15 protein-coding genes are annotated in these 18,583 nt (G+C 70.2%); 8 read left to right on the forward strand and 7 right to left on the reverse strand.

Annotation, left to right across the window (positions count from 1 at the left end; all coding sequences use genetic code 11):
* Positions 1 to 49: 49 nt before the first annotated feature.
* Positions 50 to 844 carry a metallophosphoesterase gene (locus O2L01_RS09890; protein WP_270121754.1) on the forward strand — a complete coding sequence of 265 codons (795 nt, stop codon included), beginning with the start codon at positions 50 to 52 and terminating at the stop codon, positions 842 to 844.
* A 194-nt stretch (positions 845 to 1,038) separates the two neighbouring features.
* Here the strand turns inward: O2L01_RS09890 and O2L01_RS09895 are convergent, their stop codons facing one another.
* Complete coding sequence (locus O2L01_RS09895) at positions 1,039 to 1,296, reverse strand: hypothetical protein (RefSeq protein WP_270121755.1); 258 nt, start codon at positions 1,294 to 1,296, stop codon at positions 1,039 to 1,041.
* Positions 1,297 to 1,719: 423 nt separating this feature from the next.
* Here O2L01_RS09895 and O2L01_RS09900 point away from each other — a divergent pair, with 423 nt between their 5' ends.
* The 3 genes from O2L01_RS09900 to O2L01_RS09910 all read left to right on the forward strand — a co-directional run bounded on the left by O2L01_RS09900 (position 1,720) and on the right by O2L01_RS09910 (position 4,841).
* A complete protein-coding gene (locus tag O2L01_RS09900) occupies positions 1,720 to 2,958 on the forward strand; it encodes a helix-turn-helix domain-containing protein (RefSeq protein ID WP_270121756.1) in 1,239 nt (412 codons plus the stop codon).
* 274 nt (positions 2,959 to 3,232) lie between these two features.
* Positions 3,233 to 4,057, forward strand: coding sequence for a Nif3-like dinuclear metal center hexameric protein (locus O2L01_RS09905; protein WP_270121757.1), 825 nt, complete (start codon positions 3,233 to 3,235; stop codon positions 4,055 to 4,057).
* Position 4,058: 1 nt separating this feature from the next.
* Positions 4,059 to 4,841, forward strand: a complete 783-nt coding sequence (locus O2L01_RS09910) for a zinc ribbon domain-containing protein (protein WP_270121758.1) — start codon at positions 4,059 to 4,061, stop codon at positions 4,839 to 4,841.
* Between the two features lie 171 nt (positions 4,842 to 5,012).
* Here O2L01_RS09910 and trpD read toward each other — a convergent pair whose 3' ends face one another.
* Both trpD and O2L01_RS09920 read right to left on the reverse strand, forming a co-directional pair.
* Positions 5,013 to 6,074: an anthranilate phosphoribosyltransferase gene (trpD, locus tag O2L01_RS09915; RefSeq protein ID WP_270121759.1), complete on the reverse strand. Its 1,062-nt coding sequence runs from the start codon at positions 6,072 to 6,074 to the stop codon at positions 5,013 to 5,015.
* A 23-nt stretch (positions 6,075 to 6,097) separates the two neighbouring features.
* Positions 6,098 to 6,457 carry a hypothetical protein gene (locus O2L01_RS09920; RefSeq protein ID WP_344469107.1) on the reverse strand — a complete coding sequence of 120 codons (360 nt, stop codon included), beginning with the start codon at positions 6,455 to 6,457 and terminating at the stop codon, positions 6,098 to 6,100.
* A gap of 264 nt (positions 6,458 to 6,721) precedes the next feature.
* Here O2L01_RS09920 and ctaE point away from each other — a divergent pair, with 264 nt between their 5' ends.
* The 4 genes from ctaE (at position 6,722) to qcrB (ending at position 11,033) form a co-directional block, all read left to right on the forward strand.
* Positions 6,722 to 7,339, forward strand: coding sequence for an aa3-type cytochrome oxidase subunit III (gene ctaE, locus O2L01_RS09925; protein WP_270121761.1), 618 nt, complete (start codon positions 6,722 to 6,724; stop codon positions 7,337 to 7,339).
* A gap of 189 nt (positions 7,340 to 7,528) precedes the next feature.
* Positions 7,529 to 8,338 (forward strand): cytochrome bc1 complex diheme cytochrome c subunit, encoded by an 810-nt coding sequence (gene qcrC, locus O2L01_RS09930; RefSeq protein WP_270121762.1) that lies wholly within the window; start codon positions 7,529 to 7,531, stop codon positions 8,336 to 8,338.
* The gene (gene qcrA, locus O2L01_RS09935; protein ID WP_270121763.1) at positions 8,335 to 9,450 is read left to right on the forward strand and encodes a cytochrome bc1 complex Rieske iron-sulfur subunit; all 1,116 of its coding nucleotides are present in this window, start codon (positions 8,335 to 8,337) and stop codon (positions 9,448 to 9,450) included. Before qcrC ends, qcrA begins: the two co-directional genes overlap by 4 nt.
* Positions 9,447 to 11,033 (forward strand): cytochrome bc1 complex cytochrome b subunit, encoded by a 1,587-nt coding sequence (qcrB, locus tag O2L01_RS09940; protein WP_270121764.1) that lies wholly within the window; start codon positions 9,447 to 9,449, stop codon positions 11,031 to 11,033. The genes qcrA and qcrB overlap by 4 nt, the downstream gene beginning before the upstream one ends.
* 61 nt (positions 11,034 to 11,094) lie before the next feature.
* On the opposite strand, the gene O2L01_RS09945 is transcribed toward qcrB, so the two are convergent.
* The 4 genes from O2L01_RS09945 to O2L01_RS09960 all read right to left on the reverse strand — a co-directional run bounded on the left by O2L01_RS09945 (position 11,095) and on the right by O2L01_RS09960 (position 18,582).
* Positions 11,095 to 12,822, reverse strand: coding sequence for a RelA/SpoT family protein (locus O2L01_RS09945; RefSeq protein ID WP_270121765.1), 1,728 nt, complete (start codon positions 12,820 to 12,822; stop codon positions 11,095 to 11,097).
* Between the two features lie 408 nt (positions 12,823 to 13,230).
* Complete coding sequence (locus tag O2L01_RS09950) at positions 13,231 to 14,970, reverse strand: DEDD exonuclease domain-containing protein (RefSeq protein WP_270121766.1); 1,740 nt, start codon at positions 14,968 to 14,970, stop codon at positions 13,231 to 13,233.
* A gap of 10 nt (positions 14,971 to 14,980) precedes the next feature.
* The gene (locus O2L01_RS09955) at positions 14,981 to 17,341 is read right to left on the reverse strand and encodes a transglutaminase TgpA family protein (protein ID WP_270121767.1); all 2,361 of its coding nucleotides are present in this window, start codon (positions 17,339 to 17,341) and stop codon (positions 14,981 to 14,983) included.
* Positions 17,338 to 18,582: a DUF58 domain-containing protein gene (locus tag O2L01_RS09960; RefSeq protein WP_270121768.1), complete on the reverse strand. Its 1,245-nt coding sequence runs from the start codon at positions 18,580 to 18,582 to the stop codon at positions 17,338 to 17,340. Before O2L01_RS09960 ends, O2L01_RS09955 begins: the two co-directional genes overlap by 4 nt.
* Position 18,583 lies beyond the last annotated feature (1 nt).

Consider the following 18,583-nt stretch of genomic DNA (forward strand, 5'->3'; position numbering starts at 1 on the left):
CGGCCCACAACTTCACCGAACGGCGGCGGGCCGGATTAATATCGAGCCCATGTCTGAATCCAGTCCGCTGTTCGTGGCCAGCGACATCCACGGCCACTACGACGCGCTCGTCGAGTCGCTGCGAGGGCGGGGACTGGTGGACGAGGACGCCAAATGGACCGGCGGCCCAGCTCGCTTGTGGATCCTCGGCGACCTGTTCGACCGCGGCGAGGAGGGCGTGGCCGTGGTGCGGCTGCTGCGCCGGCTCGCCGGGCAGGCGGCCGCCGAGGGCGGCCATGTGGACACGCTCATCGGCAACCACGAGGTGCTGCTGCTCGGCTCGCGCCGCTTCGGCGACGTGGCCTTCACGGACGTGGACGGCCAGGACCGCCAGTTCCTCCACTGGTGGGTCCTCAACGGCGGCTTCGAAGACGAGCTCGGCGACCTCACCGACGACGAGGTGAGGTGGCTCGAGACCCGGCGCGTGCTCCACGTCGCCGACAAGGTCCTCCTCGTGCACGCCGACACCGAGTCGTACCTCGGGTACGGCCGCAGCGAGGAGGCCGTCAACTCGGCGGTCCGCAAGATCATGGCCGGAGATGAGCCCGAGGAGTGGTGGCAGCTCTTCCGGGAGCTGACGCGCCGCCACGAGTTCATGGGCCCCGACGGGCCGATGCGGGTGCGCGGGATGCTCCGCGCCTTCGGCGGCGAGGAGCTGGTGCACGGCCACTCGACCATCCCTGACACGACCGAACTGGAGCCGAGCCAGGTCACGCAGGCCCGCCGCTACTGCGACGGCCTCGTCCTCAACGTCGACGGCGGCGTGTACCAGGGCGGCAAGTGCCTGGTGGTCCGACTCAACTGAGCCCCAGAACCCCGATGTCTTAGAACCCCGATGTCTCAAGACCCGTTGTCGCAGAACCCCGATGCCGCAACCGTTTCAGAAGGAGGCGCGGCGACCGCCTGGTGGAGCGGCCGCCGCAGTCCTTTCCCCGGCCCCCTGAAAAGCCTGCCGCTGAAGGGGCCCGCGGCGCGGGAGGCCGGACCGCGGACACGCCTTCAGTTGTTACCTTGCTGCCCTAAGAAGTAGACGCGGGTGACCGGCGGGTCGCCGGCGGCGCGGCCGCTGCGCGACTCCACCCAGAGGGTCACGGCCACCGCCGCCGCGAGGCCCATCGTCACCCACCCGGCGAGCGGCGAGAAGGCGATCGCGAAGCCGAGGACGGCCGCCGCCGCGGTGGCGATGGCGGCCGTCAGGAAGGCCCTGCGGAAGGCGCGCCGATGTACGCGGCGCGCGATGACTCGGTTGTGTCTCATATCTGACACAACGAGTCAGGCCCTTGAATCGACACGTTGCATGTGCAGATTTCCCGCGTTCGGGCGACCGAAACCCGGCATACCCGCAGATAACCGGCTACCTGCCGTCATCGGCGAGCAAGACTGTAAGCGGTATCGAGCACAGGGTGACATTGGCAGTTCGCGGCCGTTGTGCGCGAAGGGAAAAGACGGTAAACACATAGTGTCGGGCGCCAAAGGCGACACACCCGATGTCCGCAAAGGGCACTCCCTCGGCGGCATCGGGCCTCGTGCGGGTCGAGACCACCGGGCACTGCTGACAAGCGCCTGGAGTCCCGACCCGGCGGCCGCGACTCACGGCCGGAGGAACGGCCGCCGCGGCCGCACATGAAACGCACGTCCCGACATCCGCAACCAACTCCTATATAGACGGTGGGGTCTGACATGGAGTCCGAAACGCAACCTATGGGGCGGCGGGTCGCCTACTGGCGACAACGCCGCGGCATGTCCCAGCAGGTCTTCGCCGACCGCATCGGCAAGTCCAAGAGCTGGGTCGACAAGATCGAACGCGGCGTCCGCCGCCTCGACAAGTACTCGGTCATCACCGAACTCGCCGAAGCCCTCAGCATCGACGCCGGGCAGCTGCTCGGCCGCGAACCCAAACGCCGCCCAGGGCTCGGCGGCTGCCTCGACCAGGTCGAGGTCGAATCCATCCGCCAATCCCTCGAACGCTACGAACGCCTCGGCCGCTTCCTCGAAGCCGCCCCGCTCGAATCCACCCCGATCCCCGAACTCCGCGGATCCGTCAACTACTGCTGGCTCGCCTTCGAGAAAGGCCACTACCCGGTCGTCGCCCGCTCCCTCATCCAGCTCCTGCGCGACACCCCCGTCGCCGAGGACCGGCCCGTCGGCGGCAGCAGCGCCGACGCCGCCGAACTCATGACGCAGGTCTACCAGATCGCCTCCACGGTCCTGCGCAAACTCGGTGAGGCCCAGCTCGCCTGGCTCGCCGCCGACCGCGCCATCTCCGCCGCCAACCGCGGCAACGACCCGCTCCTCGCCGGCATCGCCACGACCCGGGTCGCCAACGCGCTCAGGGCACTCGGGCGACACCAGGCCGCCCTCGACCTCAACGTCCAAGTCGCCCACGGCCTCATCTCCGAGACCGGCGGCGAGAACTCCACGCCCGCGCAGATCAGCGTCTACGGCGCCCTGCTTCTCCAAGGCGCCATGGCCGCCGCACTGGCCGGTGACAGCACCACCAGCGACGACCTGCTCGACAGCGCCTCCCGCGCCGCCAACATCCTCGGCCGCGACGCCAACTACTACTACACGTCCTTCGGACCGACCAACGTCATGCTCCACCGCGCCGCCGCGTTCGTCGAACTCGGCGAAGGCGGCGACGCCCTCGCCGTCCACGAACGCATCCCGCCCGCCGCGCTGGCGGACCTCGTGGCCGAGCGGCGCGCTCACCACCACCTCGACATGACGCGGGCGTGCGTCCAGGTGGGGGACATGGAACGGGCGAGCCGCCACCTCGTCACGGCCGACCGCCACGCCCCGGCCGAGGTGCGCTGCCGCCCGGTCGCGATCGAACTCATCGACCAGATCCTGCACCGCACCAAGGGCGAGCCCGGCCAAGAACTGCGCCGCCTCGCCGAAGAAGTGGGTGCTCTGAACTAGCCGCCCATCGGCTGCACCGGCAAGGTGCGTTCAGCGGTGTCCGGAGCCACGCTGCTCGAGCTCCGGACACCGCCTTAGAGCCTGGCAGGTGGATCCGAGCGGTCGCTATCCGGCCCATTTCCCGCTCGCTTCGTTGTCGGCCCTCCAGATACAACGGGAGGACCTTCCGCGGCCTCGGCGACGGTTGCGAGCCGTAAATCGGCAGAGGGAGCGACCAAATGGACTCGGATACCGCCACCCCCGGATCCACCTGCCAGGCCCTAAACTTCCAAGCATGCGCACGCTCAGCGAGATCACCGCGGCACTCGACGGCCTGTACCCGCGCCGCTGGGCCGAGGAATGGGACCGGGTCGGGCTCGTCTGCGGCCGCGGCGGCAACTCCGTGCGCAAGATCCTCTGCGTCGTCGACGTCGTGCCGGCCACCGTCATCGAGGCCATCGAGCACGACTGCGACCTCATCGTCGCCCACCACCCCCTCCTCCTGCGCGGCGTCTCCAGCCTCGACCCCGCCGCCGACTACAAGGGCGACCTCGTCCACACCCTCATCGAGTCCGGCATGGGCCTCTACGTCGCCCACACCAACGCCGACGTCGCCAATCCCGGCGTCTCCGACGCCCTCGCCGACCGGCTCGGCCTCGTCGACCTCAGGCCCCTGCGGCCCCTGAGCGATCCCGAGCACCACGGCTCCGGGCGCGGCATCGGCCGCATCGGCCGCCTCCCCGCCCCGCTCACCCTCGCCGCGCTCCTCGAACGCGCCGCGAAGGCCCTCCCGCCCACCGTCGGCGGCGTCCGCGCCGCCGGCGACCCCGAGCGGCAGATCAGCACCGTCGCCGTCTGCGGCGGCGCGGGCGACTCGTACCTCGCCGACGCCGCGGCGGCCGGCGCGAACGCCTACCTGACGGCCGATCTGCGCCACCATCCGGCCAGCGAACACGTGGCCCGGAGCGGCCCGGCACTCATCGACGCCGCCCACTGGGCCACCGAGCGACCGTGGCTCGATATCGTTGCCGAGCAACTGTCCCGTCTGGTCGACGACGTCCTCGTCTCCGACCTCGACACCGATCCGTGGACCATCCATCAGAAAACCGGGGTGAACTAGGTTGAAAGCCGACCTTTTCGATCAGCGCCGACTGCTCGAACTCCAGGCGGTCGACACCCAGCTCACCCAGCTGGGCCAGCGCCGCAAGAAACTCGACGCCGACCCGGTCTACGCCACGGCCGTGCAGCGCCAGCGCGCCCTCGCCGACAAGGCCGCGAACCTGACCGGCGACCTCGCCGACCTCGACCGCGACATCGAACGCGTCGAACGCGAGGTCGAGCTCGTCACCAAGCGAGCCGAATCCGACCGCGCCCGCATGGCCTCCGGCGCCGCGACCGCGAAGGAACTCGAGGGGCTGCAGAGCGAACTCGAGTCCCTCGCCCGCCGCCAGGGCACGCTCGAGGACGACGAGATCGAGCTCATGGAGCGCCGTGAGGCCCTCGAGACCGAGCTCAACGAGGTCCGCCGCCAGGTCGAGGAGTCCCGCCAGGTCCTCGCCGACGCCGAGGCCGACCGCGGCCGCCAGGTCGGCGAGATCGACGCCGAGACCGCCGACGCGAGCTCCACCCGCGAAGCGCTCGTCATCAACATCCCCGACCGGCTCGTGGAGCTCTACGAGCGCATCCACGCCAAGCAGCCCGTCGCCGCCGCCGAACTCGTCGGCCGCCGCTGCGGCTCCTGCCGGGTCGAGAAGTCCCCGGGCGACATGGTCCCGATCAAGGCCGCCCCGATCGACGAGGTGCTTCGCTGCGAGGAATGCGGCAGCATCCTCATCAGAACCGAACTGCCGCAATCGAAGCCGAGCTCGCTCGCGTCCGAGCACGAACTCAAGAAGTACACCTAGGCGAGTACGCGAAAGGGCGGGAGGCGCAATGCGCTTCCCGCCCTTGACGTTTCGTATTTGACCGACATATGCGATATGTACACCCGGGGGACCTCTGGATATACAACCATCCAGTGCCTATGACGATTCGGGCCCGTCTGGTTTCACGTCTTCAGCGGTGACCCGTTCGCCCTAGGCCTTGCTGAACGCCGCCCAGCGCTCGACGAGCTCAGTCGCCTTGCCCTCGTCGATGGCCTTGGCCGCCAACTCGAGGTTCGACTCGATGAGGCCCTTGCGGGTCTTCACGTCGTGCAGGTCGACGCCGTCGATCAGCCCCTGCCGCGACGCCAGGGCCGCCGCCGCGTTGATGAGGACCGCGTCCCGCACCGGCCGGTTCCCGCCCGCGAACACCTCGCGCGCGACCGCCGTGTTGAACACGATGTCGCCGCCGCGCAGCGCCTCCGCGCCCGCCCGCTCCAGGCCCCACTCGGTGATGTCGATGAACCCCTGCGAGACCCGCCCGCCCGAGGCGATCCACTCCGAGGTCGTGTCGGAGGTCGAGATCTCGTCCAGGCCGTCGTTGCCGCGGACCACGAACACCGAAGCGCCCCGCGCCGCGAACACCTGCGCCATGAGCGGCGCCTTCACCGGGTCCGCGCAGCCGATCAGGCCCGCCGCCGGCTGGCCCGGGTTCGTCAGCGGCCCCAGCAGGTTGAACACCGTCGGGATGCCCAGCGCCGCGCGCACCGGACCGGCGTGCCGCATCCCCGGGTGGAACGTCCGCGCGAACGCGAACCCGATCCCGACCTCGCGCACCGACGCCTCGACCCGCTCGGCCGTGGCCTCCAGGTCGACGCCCAGCGCCTCGAGCAGATCGGCCGAACCCACGTTCGACGACGCCGAGCGGTTGCCGTGCTTGATGACCGGCACACCCGTCGCCGCGACCACGATCGCCGCCATCGTCGAGATGTTCACCGAGTTCGAGCCGTCGCCCCCGGTGCCCACGATGTCCACCGCGACGCCCAGGTCGGAGAGGTCCAGGCGCGTCGTCTCGGCCAGCATGCGGCCCGCGATCGCACCGATCTCCTCAGGCGTCTCACCCTTTGAGCGCAGGAGCACCGCGAACGCCGCGAGCTGCGCCGGATCGGCGTTCCCCGCCATGATCTCGGCCATGGCCCAGTCCGCGCTGGCCTCGTCGAGGTGGTCGCCGTTCGAAAGGCGCCCGAGGACGTCAGGCCAGGTGGGACTAGACATAAGGACTCCTGAAAAGGGGGAGGTCAGGCGGCGCGCTGCGCCGGCGCCACGCCTTGTGCGCGGCTGACCAGCAAGTCTACTACCGTCTGCCCGGTTGTCACGGGGTTAAGGGGGTGCATGAGCACCGCGTCCGCCCGCGACCACGCCGCCAGCCACCGGTCCGCGGCCCGCGCCACGACGACCGCCAGCAGCGGCGGCTCGTCGAACTCGTCCCGCAACTGCCGGGCGATCCCCAGGCCGCCGGCGGGCTGCGCCTCGCCGTCGAGCAGCACCAGGTCCACGGCGTACTTGTCGATCAGGGCCACCGCCTCGTCGTACTCGCCCGCGACGGCGTACTCGATCTTCACCCCCTCCACCGGCTCCTCGCCGATCGCCGAGCGCATCTGCTCGATGACCGCGGGTCGATGGCTGTACAGCAGGACCGCGTACTCAGACGTTGAGGTAGTCACGCTTCGCATATTAAACCGGCCACACTGAAATGGGAAGAGCGGCGCGGTCGTTTCCGCCGAACCGAGTGCCCACATTGGCCGAACATGGAATGACCTGGGCACACGATGTGAGAAGCCTGGGAGCCTACCGCCGTGCGACACGCGCGAAAAACACACCCCATGCGCAGCTTGAGCCCGCCGGGCCGTAATAATGTGCGCGTGACTGCCGCCGAAGCAACTATCGACCCCAGCCGTATCCACTCACTGACGCGGCCCAACGTCGTCAGTGTCGGCACCATCGTGTGGTTGAGCAGCGAACTGATGTTCTTTGCGGGCCTGTTCGCGATGTACTTCTCCATCCAGGCCGCCGCGCCCGAGATGTACGAGGCCGGGTACGAGGCCTTGAAGATCCCGTACGCGCTCGTGTTCACCGTGATCCTCGTGGCTTCCTCGATCACCTGCCAGCTGGGCGTCTTCGCCGCTGAGCGGGGCGACGTGTACAAGCTGCGACTCTGGTTCGCGGTCACGTTCGTCATGGGCCTGGTGTTCGTCCTCGGACAGGTGAACGAGTACCGGCACCTCATCGTCGACGAGGGCCACCCGATCTCGGACAACGGCTACTGGACGATGTTCTTCCTGACCACCGGGTTCCACGGCCTTCACGTGACCGGTGGCCTCATCGCCTTCATCGTCTACCTCATCCGGACGACGATGGGGCGCTTCACCCCGGCCCAGGCCACCGCGTCCATCGTGGTGTCCTACTACTGGCACTTCGTCGACGTCGTCTGGATCGCGCTCTTCGCCGTGATCTACTTCCTTCCGATGGCCCAGTACTGAAACACCTCGGCCGGTCCGCAGTGGCGACACCACCGTCGAACCGACCCAAAGCAAGTCAGGCCCCGGCGTCCGCGCCGGAGCCGCATCCGAGAAATGCGACGGCCGCCGCCCGGAGGCGGCCGCCGGCCGGACTGGGACCGCACAGGGCCCGCTCCGGTCCGAGAGCTAGATAAAGGTGAGGCAACAACCGTGGCTGCATCAGCGAAACGCCGGCGAGGCTGGCGCAAGCGCCTCGGCGCGCTGGCCAGGTTCACCGGCGCACTGGTCATCGTCGGAGGGCTCTACTCGGCGTTCTCCCCGAGCCTGTACGCCCAGGAGGCCGAGTCCAACGCGATCGACTCCGAGGCCGTCAAGGGCCAGGAGCTCTACGACACGAGCTGCATCTCCTGCCACGGCGATAACGGCGAAGGCGTCGAAGGGCGCGGACCGAGCCTGATCGGCGTCGGCTCCGCCGCCGTCGAGTTCCAGGTGAACACCGGCCGCATGCCGATGGCCGCTCAGGGCGCGCAGGCCCCCAGCACGAACTACCCGGTCTTCACCGAAGAAGAGGCCGAGTGGCTCGGGGCGTACATCGAGTACCTCGGCGGCGGCGCCGAGACCCCCGACGACCTCGACGCGATGGTCGAGGACGCCGACGTGGCCGCGGGCGGCGAGCTCTACCGCGTCAACTGCTCCTCCTGCCACGGCTACGCCGGCGGCGGCGGCGCCCTCTCCTCGGGCGCGCACGCGCCGTCCCTGGAGGGCGTCAGCAACGACGAGATCTACCAGGCGATGCTCACCGGCCCGCAGAACATGCCGGTGTTCGCCGACAACGAGCTCACCCCCGAGCAGAAGGCCGAGCTCATCGCCTACGTCCAGTACCTGGTGAACGACGACAAGGACCCGGGCGGGGTGTTCACTCTCGGCCGTTTCGGACCGGCCACCGAAGGACTGGCCATCTTCCTGGTCGGCATGACCGCGCTCCTGCTGACCACGCTCTGGATTGCAGGTAAATCGTGAGTGCCCACAACGACAGCAACCCGCCCGAACCGGTGGACCTGAGCAACCCGAAGCTCAGCCGCTTCGAGGTCTACAAAGAGGGCCTGCGTCGCGACGACATCGAGATCATCCATTACGAACCGCGTTTCAAGAAGCCGGGGACGAAGGCCGAGAAGCGCATGGAGCGCATCGTCGGCGGGCTGTTCCTGTTCGCCGGCCTCTTCGCGACCGCGTTCGTGGTGGCGTACATCTGGTGGCCGTGGGAGTACGACGGCCCCGCCACCTGGCGCGACCTCCAGACCTGGTACACGCCGGTGCTCGGCACCTCGCTCGGCCTCGCGCTCCTGTGCTTCGCCGTGGGCGTGCTCACCTGGGCGAAGAAGCTGCTCCCGATCGAGGAGCTGGTCCAGGACCGCCACGACGGCGGCTCCACCGCGGACGACCGCAAGATCGCCGAGGCGACCGTCGACAACATGGTCGAGGACATCGGCCTCAAGCGCCGGCCGTTCCTGGTGAAGGCCGCCCTCCTGGGCGCCGCGCCGCTCGGCCTGGCCGCGATCGCCCCGCTGGGCGCGCTCATCAAGGACCCGGGCGACATGCTCACCGTCACGGGCTGGAACGCCGAGCGCCACAACGACGGCGAGCCGATCCGCTTCATGATGAAGGACGGCGCGCTGGTCCGCCCGGACATGGTCTCGGTCGGCGGTCAGATCACCGTCTACCCGGCCATCGACCACGGTGCGACCAACCAGTTCCCGACCTCGCCGGTCCTGCTCATCCACCTGCGGGACGCCGACGCGGAGGTCCTGCGCGGCAACCTGTACCCGATGTACCAGGACGTCGACGCCCTGTGGGGCAACTTCGTGGCCTACTCGAAGATCTGCACCCACGTCGGCTGCCCGACCAGCCTCTACGAGCAGCAGAGCCAGCGCCTGCTGTGCCCGTGCCACCAGTCCCAGTTCAACGTGGTGGACAACGCCGCTCCCGTCTTCGGACCGGCCACCCGGCACCTGCCGATGCTGCCGTTCACCGTCGACGAAGAGGGCTTCTTCATCGCGAAGTCGGACTTCCTGGTGCCCCCGGGGCCGGCGTTCTGGAACCGCCCGTCCCTCCCCGAGGAGGATGAGAAGTGAAACGCCGCAAAGGCACGAGTGACAGCCTGGTGACGAAGGCGGGCGGCGAGCTCGACGACCGCTTCAAGCTCGCGCTCCCCGCCCGGATCCTGTTCAACAAGGTCTTCCCGGACCACTGGTCCTTCCTCCTGGGCGAGATCGCGCTGTTCTCGTTCATCCTGCTGCTGCTCTCGGGCACGTTCCTGGCGCTGTTCTTCGAGCCGTCGATGGTCGAGGTGACCTACAAGGGCGTGTACGTGCCGCTGCAGGGCGTCGAGATGTCGCAGGCCTACGCCTCGGCCCTGGACCTCTCGTTCGAGGTGCGCGGCGGCCTGTTCATGCGCCAGATGCACCACTGGTCGACGCTGCTGTTCATGGCCTCGATCCTGATCCACATGCTCCGGATCTTCTTCACCGGCGCGTTCCGCGCGCCGCGTGAGACGAACTGGATGATCGGCATCGTGCTGTTCTGGCTCGGCTTCTTCGAGGGCTTCTTCGGCTACTCGCTGCCGGACGACGGCCTCTCGGGCACGGGCCTGCGCATCATGGAGGGCATGACCGAGTCGATCCCGTTCATCGGTCCCTGGGCCTCGGCCGCGCTGTTCGGCGGCCAGTTCCCGGGCACGAGCGTGATCTCGATGCTCTACATCATCCACGTGTTCGTGTTCCCGCTGCTCATCCTGGCGCTCATCACGGTCCACATCGGTCTCGTGTTCGCCCAGAAGCACACGCAGTGGCCCGGACCGGGCCGCACCGAGCACAACGTGGTCGGCTTCCGGATGTTCCCGAACTACGTCATGAAGCAGATCGGCTTCATGCTGTTCATCTGGGGCGTCCTCGGCGCGATGGCGGGCCTGTTCCAGATCAACCCGATCTGGCTCTTCGGCCCGTACGAGGTCTCGGTCGTGTCGTCGGCTTCGCAGCCCGACTTCTACGTCATGTACCTCGACGGCCTGATCCGCCTGTTCCCCGCGTGGGAGCTGCGCTTCCCGCCGTACTTCACGCTGCCGCCGGTGTTCTGGCCGGGCATCGTGGGCATGGGCCTCTCCGTCATGCTGCCGCTGCTGTACCCGGCGCTGGAGCGGCGGTTCGCCAAGGACCGCGGCCACCACAACCTGCTGCAGCGCCCGCGTGACAACGCCGGCCGCACCAGCCTGGGCGTCATGGTCGTGGTCTTCTGGATCATCGGCGTGATCTCCGGCGGCAACGACGTGTTCGCCGAGAAGTTCGACATCAGCCTGAACGCCATGACCTGGGCCGGCCGCATCGGCCTGGTGGTCCTGCCGATCATCGCGTACTACGTGACGTACCGGATCTGCCTGGGCCTGCAGCAGCACGACCGCGAGGTCCTGGCGCACGGCCTGGAGACGGGCATCCTGATGCGCGACCCGAACGGCCGCTTCTACGAGGTGCACCAGCCGCTGGCCGAGCCGGACGAGCACGGCCACACCGAGCTGGAGTACAACGGCTGGGTGGTGCCGAAGAAGATGAACCGCATCGGCGCGCTGCCGCCCGCCGACAAGGGCTTCTTCAAGTCGATCGAGGAGCCGTCCGAGGACGGCCGCGCCGAGCGGCGCGACGAGATCGAGTCGGGCAAGCACTAAGCGAGACAAGGAGAGCGGGGCCGCACCGGAAGGTGCGGCCCCGCTCTCGCTTCGACTGGGTTCAGAAGCGGTCGACGGTGGTGATGAGCTTCTCGGCGAGCTCGTCCGGGTCGAGCTTCTCGCGGGCGAGCGCGAGGTAGAGCGAATCGAGGTCCGGGAAGCCCAGAGAGGACGCCACACCGTGGAGTGGTTGTTCCCCTGAGAGTCCGCGCCCGCGGGCGATCAGCGACCGCCACAGGCGGTTCTTTCCGGCTTTCAGTTCGTCCTCGAAGCGCTGCATCGGGATGACGGGGAGCTCGCCGGTGGAGTCGAGGTCCTCGATGGCGCCGAACCAGTCGTTGATGTGGAGCTGCGCCTCCGGGGTCTTGGCGTGCTCGAGCCACTGCTTCGAGGGGCCGTAGGGCTGCTCGTTGGTGAGGACGAGTTCGACGGTGTCGCCGTCGCGCAGGGGGCGGGCGAGCGGGGCGATCTCGCCGTTGACGTAGGCGGCGATGAGGCGGTGGCCCTTGGAGGGGCCGGAGCAGTAGGCGACGTCGACGGGGGTGGAGGCCTTGGGGACGACGATCTGCGCGCCGTCGCGGGTGAAGACGAGGATGTCCTGGTCGGCGAGGTCGCAGCGGAGGGAGTCGAGGAACTGGCCGGAGTCGGCGACCTCGTTCTGCCAGTCGAGGAGCCGCTGCAGCCAGGGGAGCTGGATGTCGACGGGGTTGGCGCCGGACTGGCGCAGGCCCGCGACGATGCCGACCTCGGCGGTCTCGTGCATCTCCTTGGTGCGGATGAGGAACTCGATCGGGGTGCCGCCGGGTCCGGCGACCGCGGTGTGGATCGACTGGTACAGGTTGAACTTCTTGGCGGCGATGAGGTCCCGGAACTTGCCGCCGATGGGCTTCCAGAGCTTGTGGATCGCGCCGAGCGCCGCGTAGCAGTCGGTGGCGGGGCCGTCGACGACGATGACGAGGCGCGGCGGGTCGGCCGGGCCGGTGCCTGGATGCTTCTGCATCTCGCGGTAGATCGAGTACGGGTGCCGGGGCCGGTCGAGGAGGCGCGCGGCCACTTTGAACTCGCGCAGGGCGCGGCGGACCTGGGGGGCGATGACGGCGACCTGGCGGTTGCGGTCGCTGTCCGAGCCGAGGTGCTCGTGGATGCGCTGGAAGACCTCGGGCTCGAGGGTCTCGAGGACGATGTCCTCGAGTTCGCGCTTGATGACGTACAGGCCGAGGCGGTCGGCGAGGGGGATGAGGACGTCCTTGGTGGCCTCGGCGATGCGGATCTGGCTGGGGCGCTTCTTGAACTTGATGGTCCGCATGTTGTGGAGGCGGTCGGCGAGCTTGATGACCATGACGCGGATGTCGCGGCCGGCGGTGAGCACGAGCTTGCGGAACGTCTCGGCCTCGGCGGCGGACCCGAGGTGGATCTTGTCGAGCTTGGTGACGCCGTCGACCATCACGGCGATCTCGTCGCCGAAGTCGCCGCGGAGGGCTTCGAGGGAGTAGCTGGTGTCCTCGACGGTGTCGTGGAGGAGGCCCGCGGCGATGGTGGCGGTGTCGACGCCGAGGTCGGCGAGGATCGTGGAGACCGCGATGGGGTGGGTGATGTAGGGCTCGCCGGAGCGCCGGGCCTGGCCGCGGTGCATCTGCTCGGCGATGCGGTAGGCGCGGCGCACGAGGAGCATGTCGGGCTGCTCGTAGTTCTGGCGGTGGGCCGCTTCGAGCTCCGCCACTTTTCCGGCGAGGTCCCACGGGTCGTCAGGTTTGGCAGACCGAGTAGCCGAAAGCAATGCGCGCAACATGAAAGCCTCCGATGCCCAAGGTTGACCGCATTCTAGATGTACAACGATTCCTGGAGAGAATCGACACTAGACACTGTCGGATTTCGGCGGGGCCGCCGCGATCGGCGGATGACACAGCGTACCCGCGCGGGCCGGTCCGGGGAGACTCCAAGCGCCGCAAATGAATGCGAGACGACTCACGTCCGATTCGCCGGTTTGGGGGAGTCCCGGTGGCTGGCACGGTGGGTGTCGTTGGGACAGCGGAGGGTTCGCGGTCGTGTCCCATGATGTGGAAGGTTCGGCGCCCCCGGGGTCGGGTGTGTCGGCGCGGAGCCGCCCCCGGTTTCGATGGTGCCGGATGAGTGTGACAGGGCGCCGAACACGAGAGCGGTTCGGGCATGCGGGGTGTGGCGAGATGCCGGTGGGCGGTCAGCGTTCGCCGTTGGCGCGGCGCCACGGGGACGGGTCGTGGGGGATCGCGCCGTTCCAGCGTTCGGCGCCGTCGAGGCGGCTGGCCCAGGCGTGCTCGACCATGACGAGCCGGACGTCGGGGCGGCCGAGCCATTCGAGGAGGAGGCGGGTCTCGGCGGCGTGCGCGGCGTCGGTGACGTCGTCGACGGGGGCGACGACGCGGGCGGTCTCGCGTAGTTTCGCGATGTGCGGCATCGGGTCCGCGCGGGGCGGCGTGCGGGCGGCCCCGGCGAGCAGGCCGTGGCGGATCACGGCGATCTCCCAGCCGCCGCCCTTGGCCCGGCCCGCCGCGACGATCTCCCCGGCCGCCACGAGGCTCCTGGTGCGGTGCGTTGCGGCGGCCAGTTGCAGGTACGCCCCGAGCTCGTCGCGCTTCTCGGCGGCGGTCTCGAACCGCTCGGCCTCCGCGAGCTCGGTCAGGCGCTCGCCCACGGCCGCGGCGACCGGGGCCGGGTCGCCGTCCATGGCGCGGGCGGCGCGCTCGGCGATCGCCGCGTACTCCTCGACGCTCACGCTGTGGCGGCACGGTTCCGCGCACCTGCCGATCTCGCCGAGCACGCACGAGGGCGACATCCGCTTGGGGGACAAGCGGGTCCGGCAGGACCGGATCGGCAGGGCCGCCTCGATCGCGCCGATCGCGGCCTGCGCCTGCGACCCGGAGGTCGGGCCGAGGCGCGGGACGCCGGGGCCGGGCGGGTTGCGGGAGATCTGGAGTCGCGGGTACGGCTCGTCGGTGAGGCGCACCCACGAGCGGTGCTCGGGGAACTTCGCGGCCCGGTTGTAGGGCGGCTTGCCGCCGGAGATGAGTCGCAGCTCGGCCACGCCGGCCTCGAGCCGGTGGGCGCACTCGACGACCTCGACGCGTTCGGCGGAGGCGAGCATGTCGCGCAGCCGCCGCCGCTGCTCGGCGGCCGAGAAGTAGCTGCGGACGCGGGCGGCGACGTCCACGGACACGCCGATGTAGAGCGCCCGGTCGTCCGCGTCGCGGAAGATGTAGACCCCGGGGGCGTGCGGGAGGCCGTCCGCGAGGTGTCGCTTGCGGCGTTGCAGCTCAGAGGGAATGGCGCGGCAGAACTCGACGAGTTCGGCGTCCGTGGTGACGCCGTGCCCGGAGGCGCGCTCGATGAGGCCGTGCAGCACGGTGACCGTGGCGCGGGCGTCGTCCAGGGCCCGGTGGTTCGGGGTCACCGGGGAGCCGAAGAGCCGCGCGAGGGTGCCGAGGCGGCGGTTGGGGACCTCGCTCTTGTCGGTGAGGCGCCGGGCCAGGACCACGGTGTCGATCACGGGCGGGCGGGGCCAGCGCGTGTCGGTGAGCTCGCAGGCGTGGCGCAGGAACCCGATGTCGAAGCCGGCGTTGTGGGCGACGAGCGTGCAGCCGCGCGCGAACTCGAGGAACGCGGGGAGGACCGCCTCGATGCCGGGGGCGTCCGCGACCATCTCGTCGGTGATGCCCGTGAGGCGGGTGACGCGCGGGTCGATGGACTCGCCGGGGTTGACGAGGGTCCCGAACTCGCCGACGACCTCGCCGCCCTTGACCTTGACGGCGCCGATCTCGGTGATGCCGCAGGCGTCGGCCGCGAGACCGGTGGTCTCGAGGTCGACGACGCAGAACACGACCTCGGACAGCGGGGTCCCCAGGCTGTCGAGGGTCGGCTGGGTGAAGCCCGTGTCGCTCTCGGCTGGCCCGCTTCTGTACATGTACGCCACCCTAAGGGCGACCTGTGACAGACCGATCCCTGCGGCTGTTCGAACGTCGCGGACGCCGCACCGCCGCGCGCACCCGGTCCGTGGCGCGGGCCGAGCGGCGCGCGAGGCGGGAGGTCTCCTCGGCGCGCCTGGCGGTGAGCTTGAGGAGCAGCGACGCGGGCCAGAGCATGGCCTGGTAGCGGCGGCGCGTCTCGGCGTTCTTGTCCAGTTCGGAGTGCAGGTCGCGCACCGCGTCCGCGAGCCCGGCGGTGTCCGCGCCGTGCGGGGAGTAGCGGTGGCGGGCCATGGCCGAGCCGAGGGCGTTCGCGGCGTCGCGCGCGCCGGGCGCGGCCTGGCCGAGGACTCCGGCGGCCTGTCTCGGGGTGAGCGAGTCGCTCAGGCCCACACCGTAGTCGAGGGCGAGGTCGAGCACCTCGTCCCACGCGGTCTTGGCGGTGAGGCGGGCCGGGTCGAGGCGGCGGCGGCGCAGCAGCCCGCGCCACACGGCCGGTATGAACGGGACGACGACGAGGACCAGGAGGAGCAGCCAGGCCGGGTTGAAGCCGCTGCCGCCGTCCGAGCCGCCGTCGGCGGCCTGCGCGGTGAGGCCGTCGGTGGGCTGGTCGGCGCCTTCGGACGGGGCGCCCTCGGCGGTGGCGGGACCGTCGCTGGGGGAGCCGCTGGGGGCGGTGCTCGCGCCGGGCTCGGTGGTCGGCTCGTCCTCGGGCTGCGGTTCGGTGGCCCACGGGAAGGAGACGGAGCCGGGCACGCCGGCGGACGGGGTCGGGTCGTAGGTGACCCAGCCCGGTCCTTCGTAGTAGACCTCGACCCACGCGTGGTAGTCGTGGCTGGTGAGCACCCAGTCCTCGCCGTCGCGCGAGCCCTGGGAGAGGCCCACGACGACGCGGGCGGGCACGTCGGCCTCGCGCAGCATCCACGCCATCGCGGCCGCGTACTGCTGGCAGTAGCCTTCCTTCGTCTCGAGGAAGTCGAGGATGGCCTCGTCGTTGCCCGCGTCGGCGGTCTCGAGCGTGTAGCGGAAGCCGTTGCTCACGGACAGGTAGTCGAGGACGGCGAGGACCTTCTCGTGCACTGTGGACGCGCCGCCGAGCGCGTCGTCGACGATGGCGGTCAGCTCGGGCACGTCGGGGTGGCGGGTGTTCTCCTCCCACCGCTCGTCGTCGGGGTCCATGCCGCCGGCGTCGGCGAGGGTCGCGGCGTCGTACACCGGGTCGTCGTAGGAGAACGAGTACGAGTCGACCTCGCTCATGTCGGAGCCGTCGCCGACGACGACGCCGGTGTCCTCGTCGAGGCTCCAGTCGCCGTCGATGTCGAAGCCGCTGCTCGGGTTGCCGTAGACGGGCACGACGGGCGCTTCGAGGGCGAGGTTCTCGATCGTCGCGGTGTACACGTCGGTGCCGCCGCCCCCGTCGAGGTCGTCGAGCGAGGCGCCGCCCTCGTAGTCGTCGGGGCCGAAGCCGTCCGAGGTGAGCTCGTCGAGGACGTGCATCTTCAGGTAGCGCGGGTTCGGGTCGTCGGTGGTGACGCGCAGGACGTCGACCGCCTCGGGCCGGTTGAGCGCGCCGGAGAGGTTCGCCCACGGGTTGACGTCGCCGAGCCCGGCGTCCGTGCCGCCCCGGAAGTCCTCGGCGACACGGTCGATGAACCCGGAGGTGTTGGTGGGCACCACGGTGAGGGCCATGAGGGTGACGAGGATGAACCCGGCCGCCGACCAGCGGGCGGTGCGCGCCATGGGGGAGGGGAACCGCTGCGACACGAGCTGGCCCGCGCCCGTGAAGCGGTGCCCGAACGCGGAGACGCGCCGCAGGTTGTCGTCCGCGAGGAGCCACAGGTACGAGACGGCCGGGAGGATGAACCAGAACCAGGCCGTCGCGTCCGGCGCGACCGACACCGGCACGAGGTACATGGTGAGGAGCGTGAGCCCCGCGAGCGCGGGGGTGCGCAGGCCCACGACGAACATGTCGTGGAGGATCGCGACGAGCCCGATCCCGAAGAGCGTCAGGAAGAGGATGCCGCCGTCCGGGGTCACCGGAGGCGCCTCGCGGACGATCGCGGAGGTGCCCTCCCCGGCGAGGAACGCGAAGTGCACGAACGTGTCCGGCGTCGGGATGACGAACAGCAGCGCGGTGCCGTCGCCGAACCCCGCGGTGAGGACGACGAGGAGCCCGGCGCACATGGCGAGGGTCTGCAGGCCCTGCCCGCGCCCGGCCGCGCGCAGGAGCGACCCGGTCGTGGCGATCACCGTGATGGTGAGCAGCACCGGCACGGTCCAGCCGAGGCCTTCGAAGACGCCGATGAGCGGCGTCAGCGTCAAGGCCAGGGTGGCCGCCGCGACCATCGTGGCGTGCCGCTGTCCGTTCATGCGAGAGTCCTCCACGCGCCCAAGCGGGTCCACACCCGGCGCAGCTCCGTCCCGGCGACCACCGGGATCACCTGCCAGCCTGCGTTCGTCAGGGCCGAGACTGCCGCGATGTGCTGCTCGGCGAACGCCTGCTCGCGCGGGTCCGTGCGGCTCGTGGCCGCCTTCGGGATCCACCGCACCGGGTCGACGACGAGCGCCGTGCACGCCCCGCCGCGCTTGGCGAGCCGCCCCAGCGAGGCGGCCTCCTCCGGCGTCAGGTGCCCGAGGAACGCGACGATCCCCGAGACCGACCGCGACCGCTGCGCCTTCTCGACCAGATGCGCGATCGGCGCCTCGGGCGCGGCGGACACCGTCGCCAGGTACCGCATCGCCTGGCTGTAATCGCCTTGGCGGCATTCGAAGTCGCGGTGCGCGGTGATCAGCCACGGGTCGATGCCGTCCCGCGAGAGGCGCACCATCGCCGACGCGGCCGCGTCCACCATCCACTCGAAGCTCGAGCCCTCCCCGCGGTGCGCGCCGCGGCGCACGTCGAGCAGGATCGCCGCGTTGTTCTCCCACGGCTGCTCCTCGCGGCGCACCATGAGCTGCCCGCGGTGCGCGCTGGCCTTCCAGTGCACGCGCCGCATGTCGTCGCCGTGGCGGTACTCGCGCACGGCGATGTCGTCGTTGCCGGTGATCGCGACGGTGTGCGCCGCGGACTCCCCGGAGGACATCCCGGCCCCGCCGGGCAGCAGCAGGCTGCGCAGCGGCTGGATGCGCGGGGTCACGATCAGCTCGGTCGTCAGCGGGAACTCCTGCACGCACACGGCCAGCCCGAACGGGTCCGAGGTGCGCACCGTCAGCGGCCCCAGCTCGTACGCGCCGCGCGTGCCCGGCGTGATCGTGTAGTTCACGACGCTCCGCGCCCCCGGCGCCAGGCGCTCCAGGACGAGCCGCGGGCGGTTGCCGAGGCGGTACGGGATCCGGTCCTCGAGCATCAGGGCCGGCGGCCGGCCCCGGCCGGTGTTCTGGATGCCCAGGCGCACCTGCGTGGGCTGCCCGGCCTCGACCTGCGCCGGGTTCAGCACCCGGTTCGACTCCAGCGAGGGCCGCGCCCAGCGCAGCAGCAGGAGCCCGCCCAGCGGCGCGACCAGCGCCAGCAGCGCCGCCCGCAGCAGATCGCCCTCGCCCACAGCCAGGGCGACGAGGCCGACGACCACGCTCACCGCCAGCAGCGTCTTGCCGCGCCCGGTGAGCTCCACG

Source organism: Glycomyces lechevalierae (assembly GCF_027622945.1).
GTDB lineage: Bacteria > Actinomycetota > Actinomycetes > Mycobacteriales > Micromonosporaceae > Glycomyces > Glycomyces rutgersensis.

What these genes read in the sequence shown, in the direction of transcription:
- O2L01_RS09890 (WP_270121754.1), top strand. Translation starts at nt 50, where the DNA reads ATGTCTGAATCCAGTCCGCTGTTCGTGGCCAGCGACATCCACGGCCAC.
- O2L01_RS09895 (WP_270121755.1), bottom strand. Translation starts at nt 1,296, where the DNA reads ATGAGACACAACCGAGTCATCGCGCGCCGCGTACATCGGCGCGCCTTC.
- O2L01_RS09900 (WP_270121756.1), top strand. Translation starts at nt 1,720, where the DNA reads ATGGAGTCCGAAACGCAACCTATGGGGCGGCGGGTCGCCTACTGGCGA.
- O2L01_RS09905 (WP_270121757.1), top strand. Translation starts at nt 3,233, where the DNA reads ATGCGCACGCTCAGCGAGATCACCGCGGCACTCGACGGCCTGTACCCG.
- trpD (WP_270121759.1), bottom strand. Translation starts at nt 6,074, where the DNA reads ATGTCTAGTCCCACCTGGCCTGACGTCCTCGGGCGCCTTTCGAACGGC.
- O2L01_RS09920 (WP_344469107.1), bottom strand. Translation starts at nt 6,457, where the DNA reads ATGCGCTCGGCGATCGGCGAGGAGCCGGTGGAGGGGGTGAAGATCGAG.
- O2L01_RS09945 (WP_270121765.1), bottom strand. Translation starts at nt 12,822, where the DNA reads ATGTTGCGCGCATTGCTTTCGGCTACTCGGTCTGCCAAACCTGACGAC.
- O2L01_RS09950 (WP_270121766.1), bottom strand. Translation starts at nt 14,970, where the DNA reads ATGTACAGAAGCGGGCCAGCCGAGAGCGACACGGGCTTCACCCAGCCG.
- O2L01_RS09955 (WP_270121767.1), bottom strand. Translation starts at nt 17,341, where the DNA reads ATGAACGGACAGCGGCACGCCACGATGGTCGCGGCGGCCACCCTGGCC.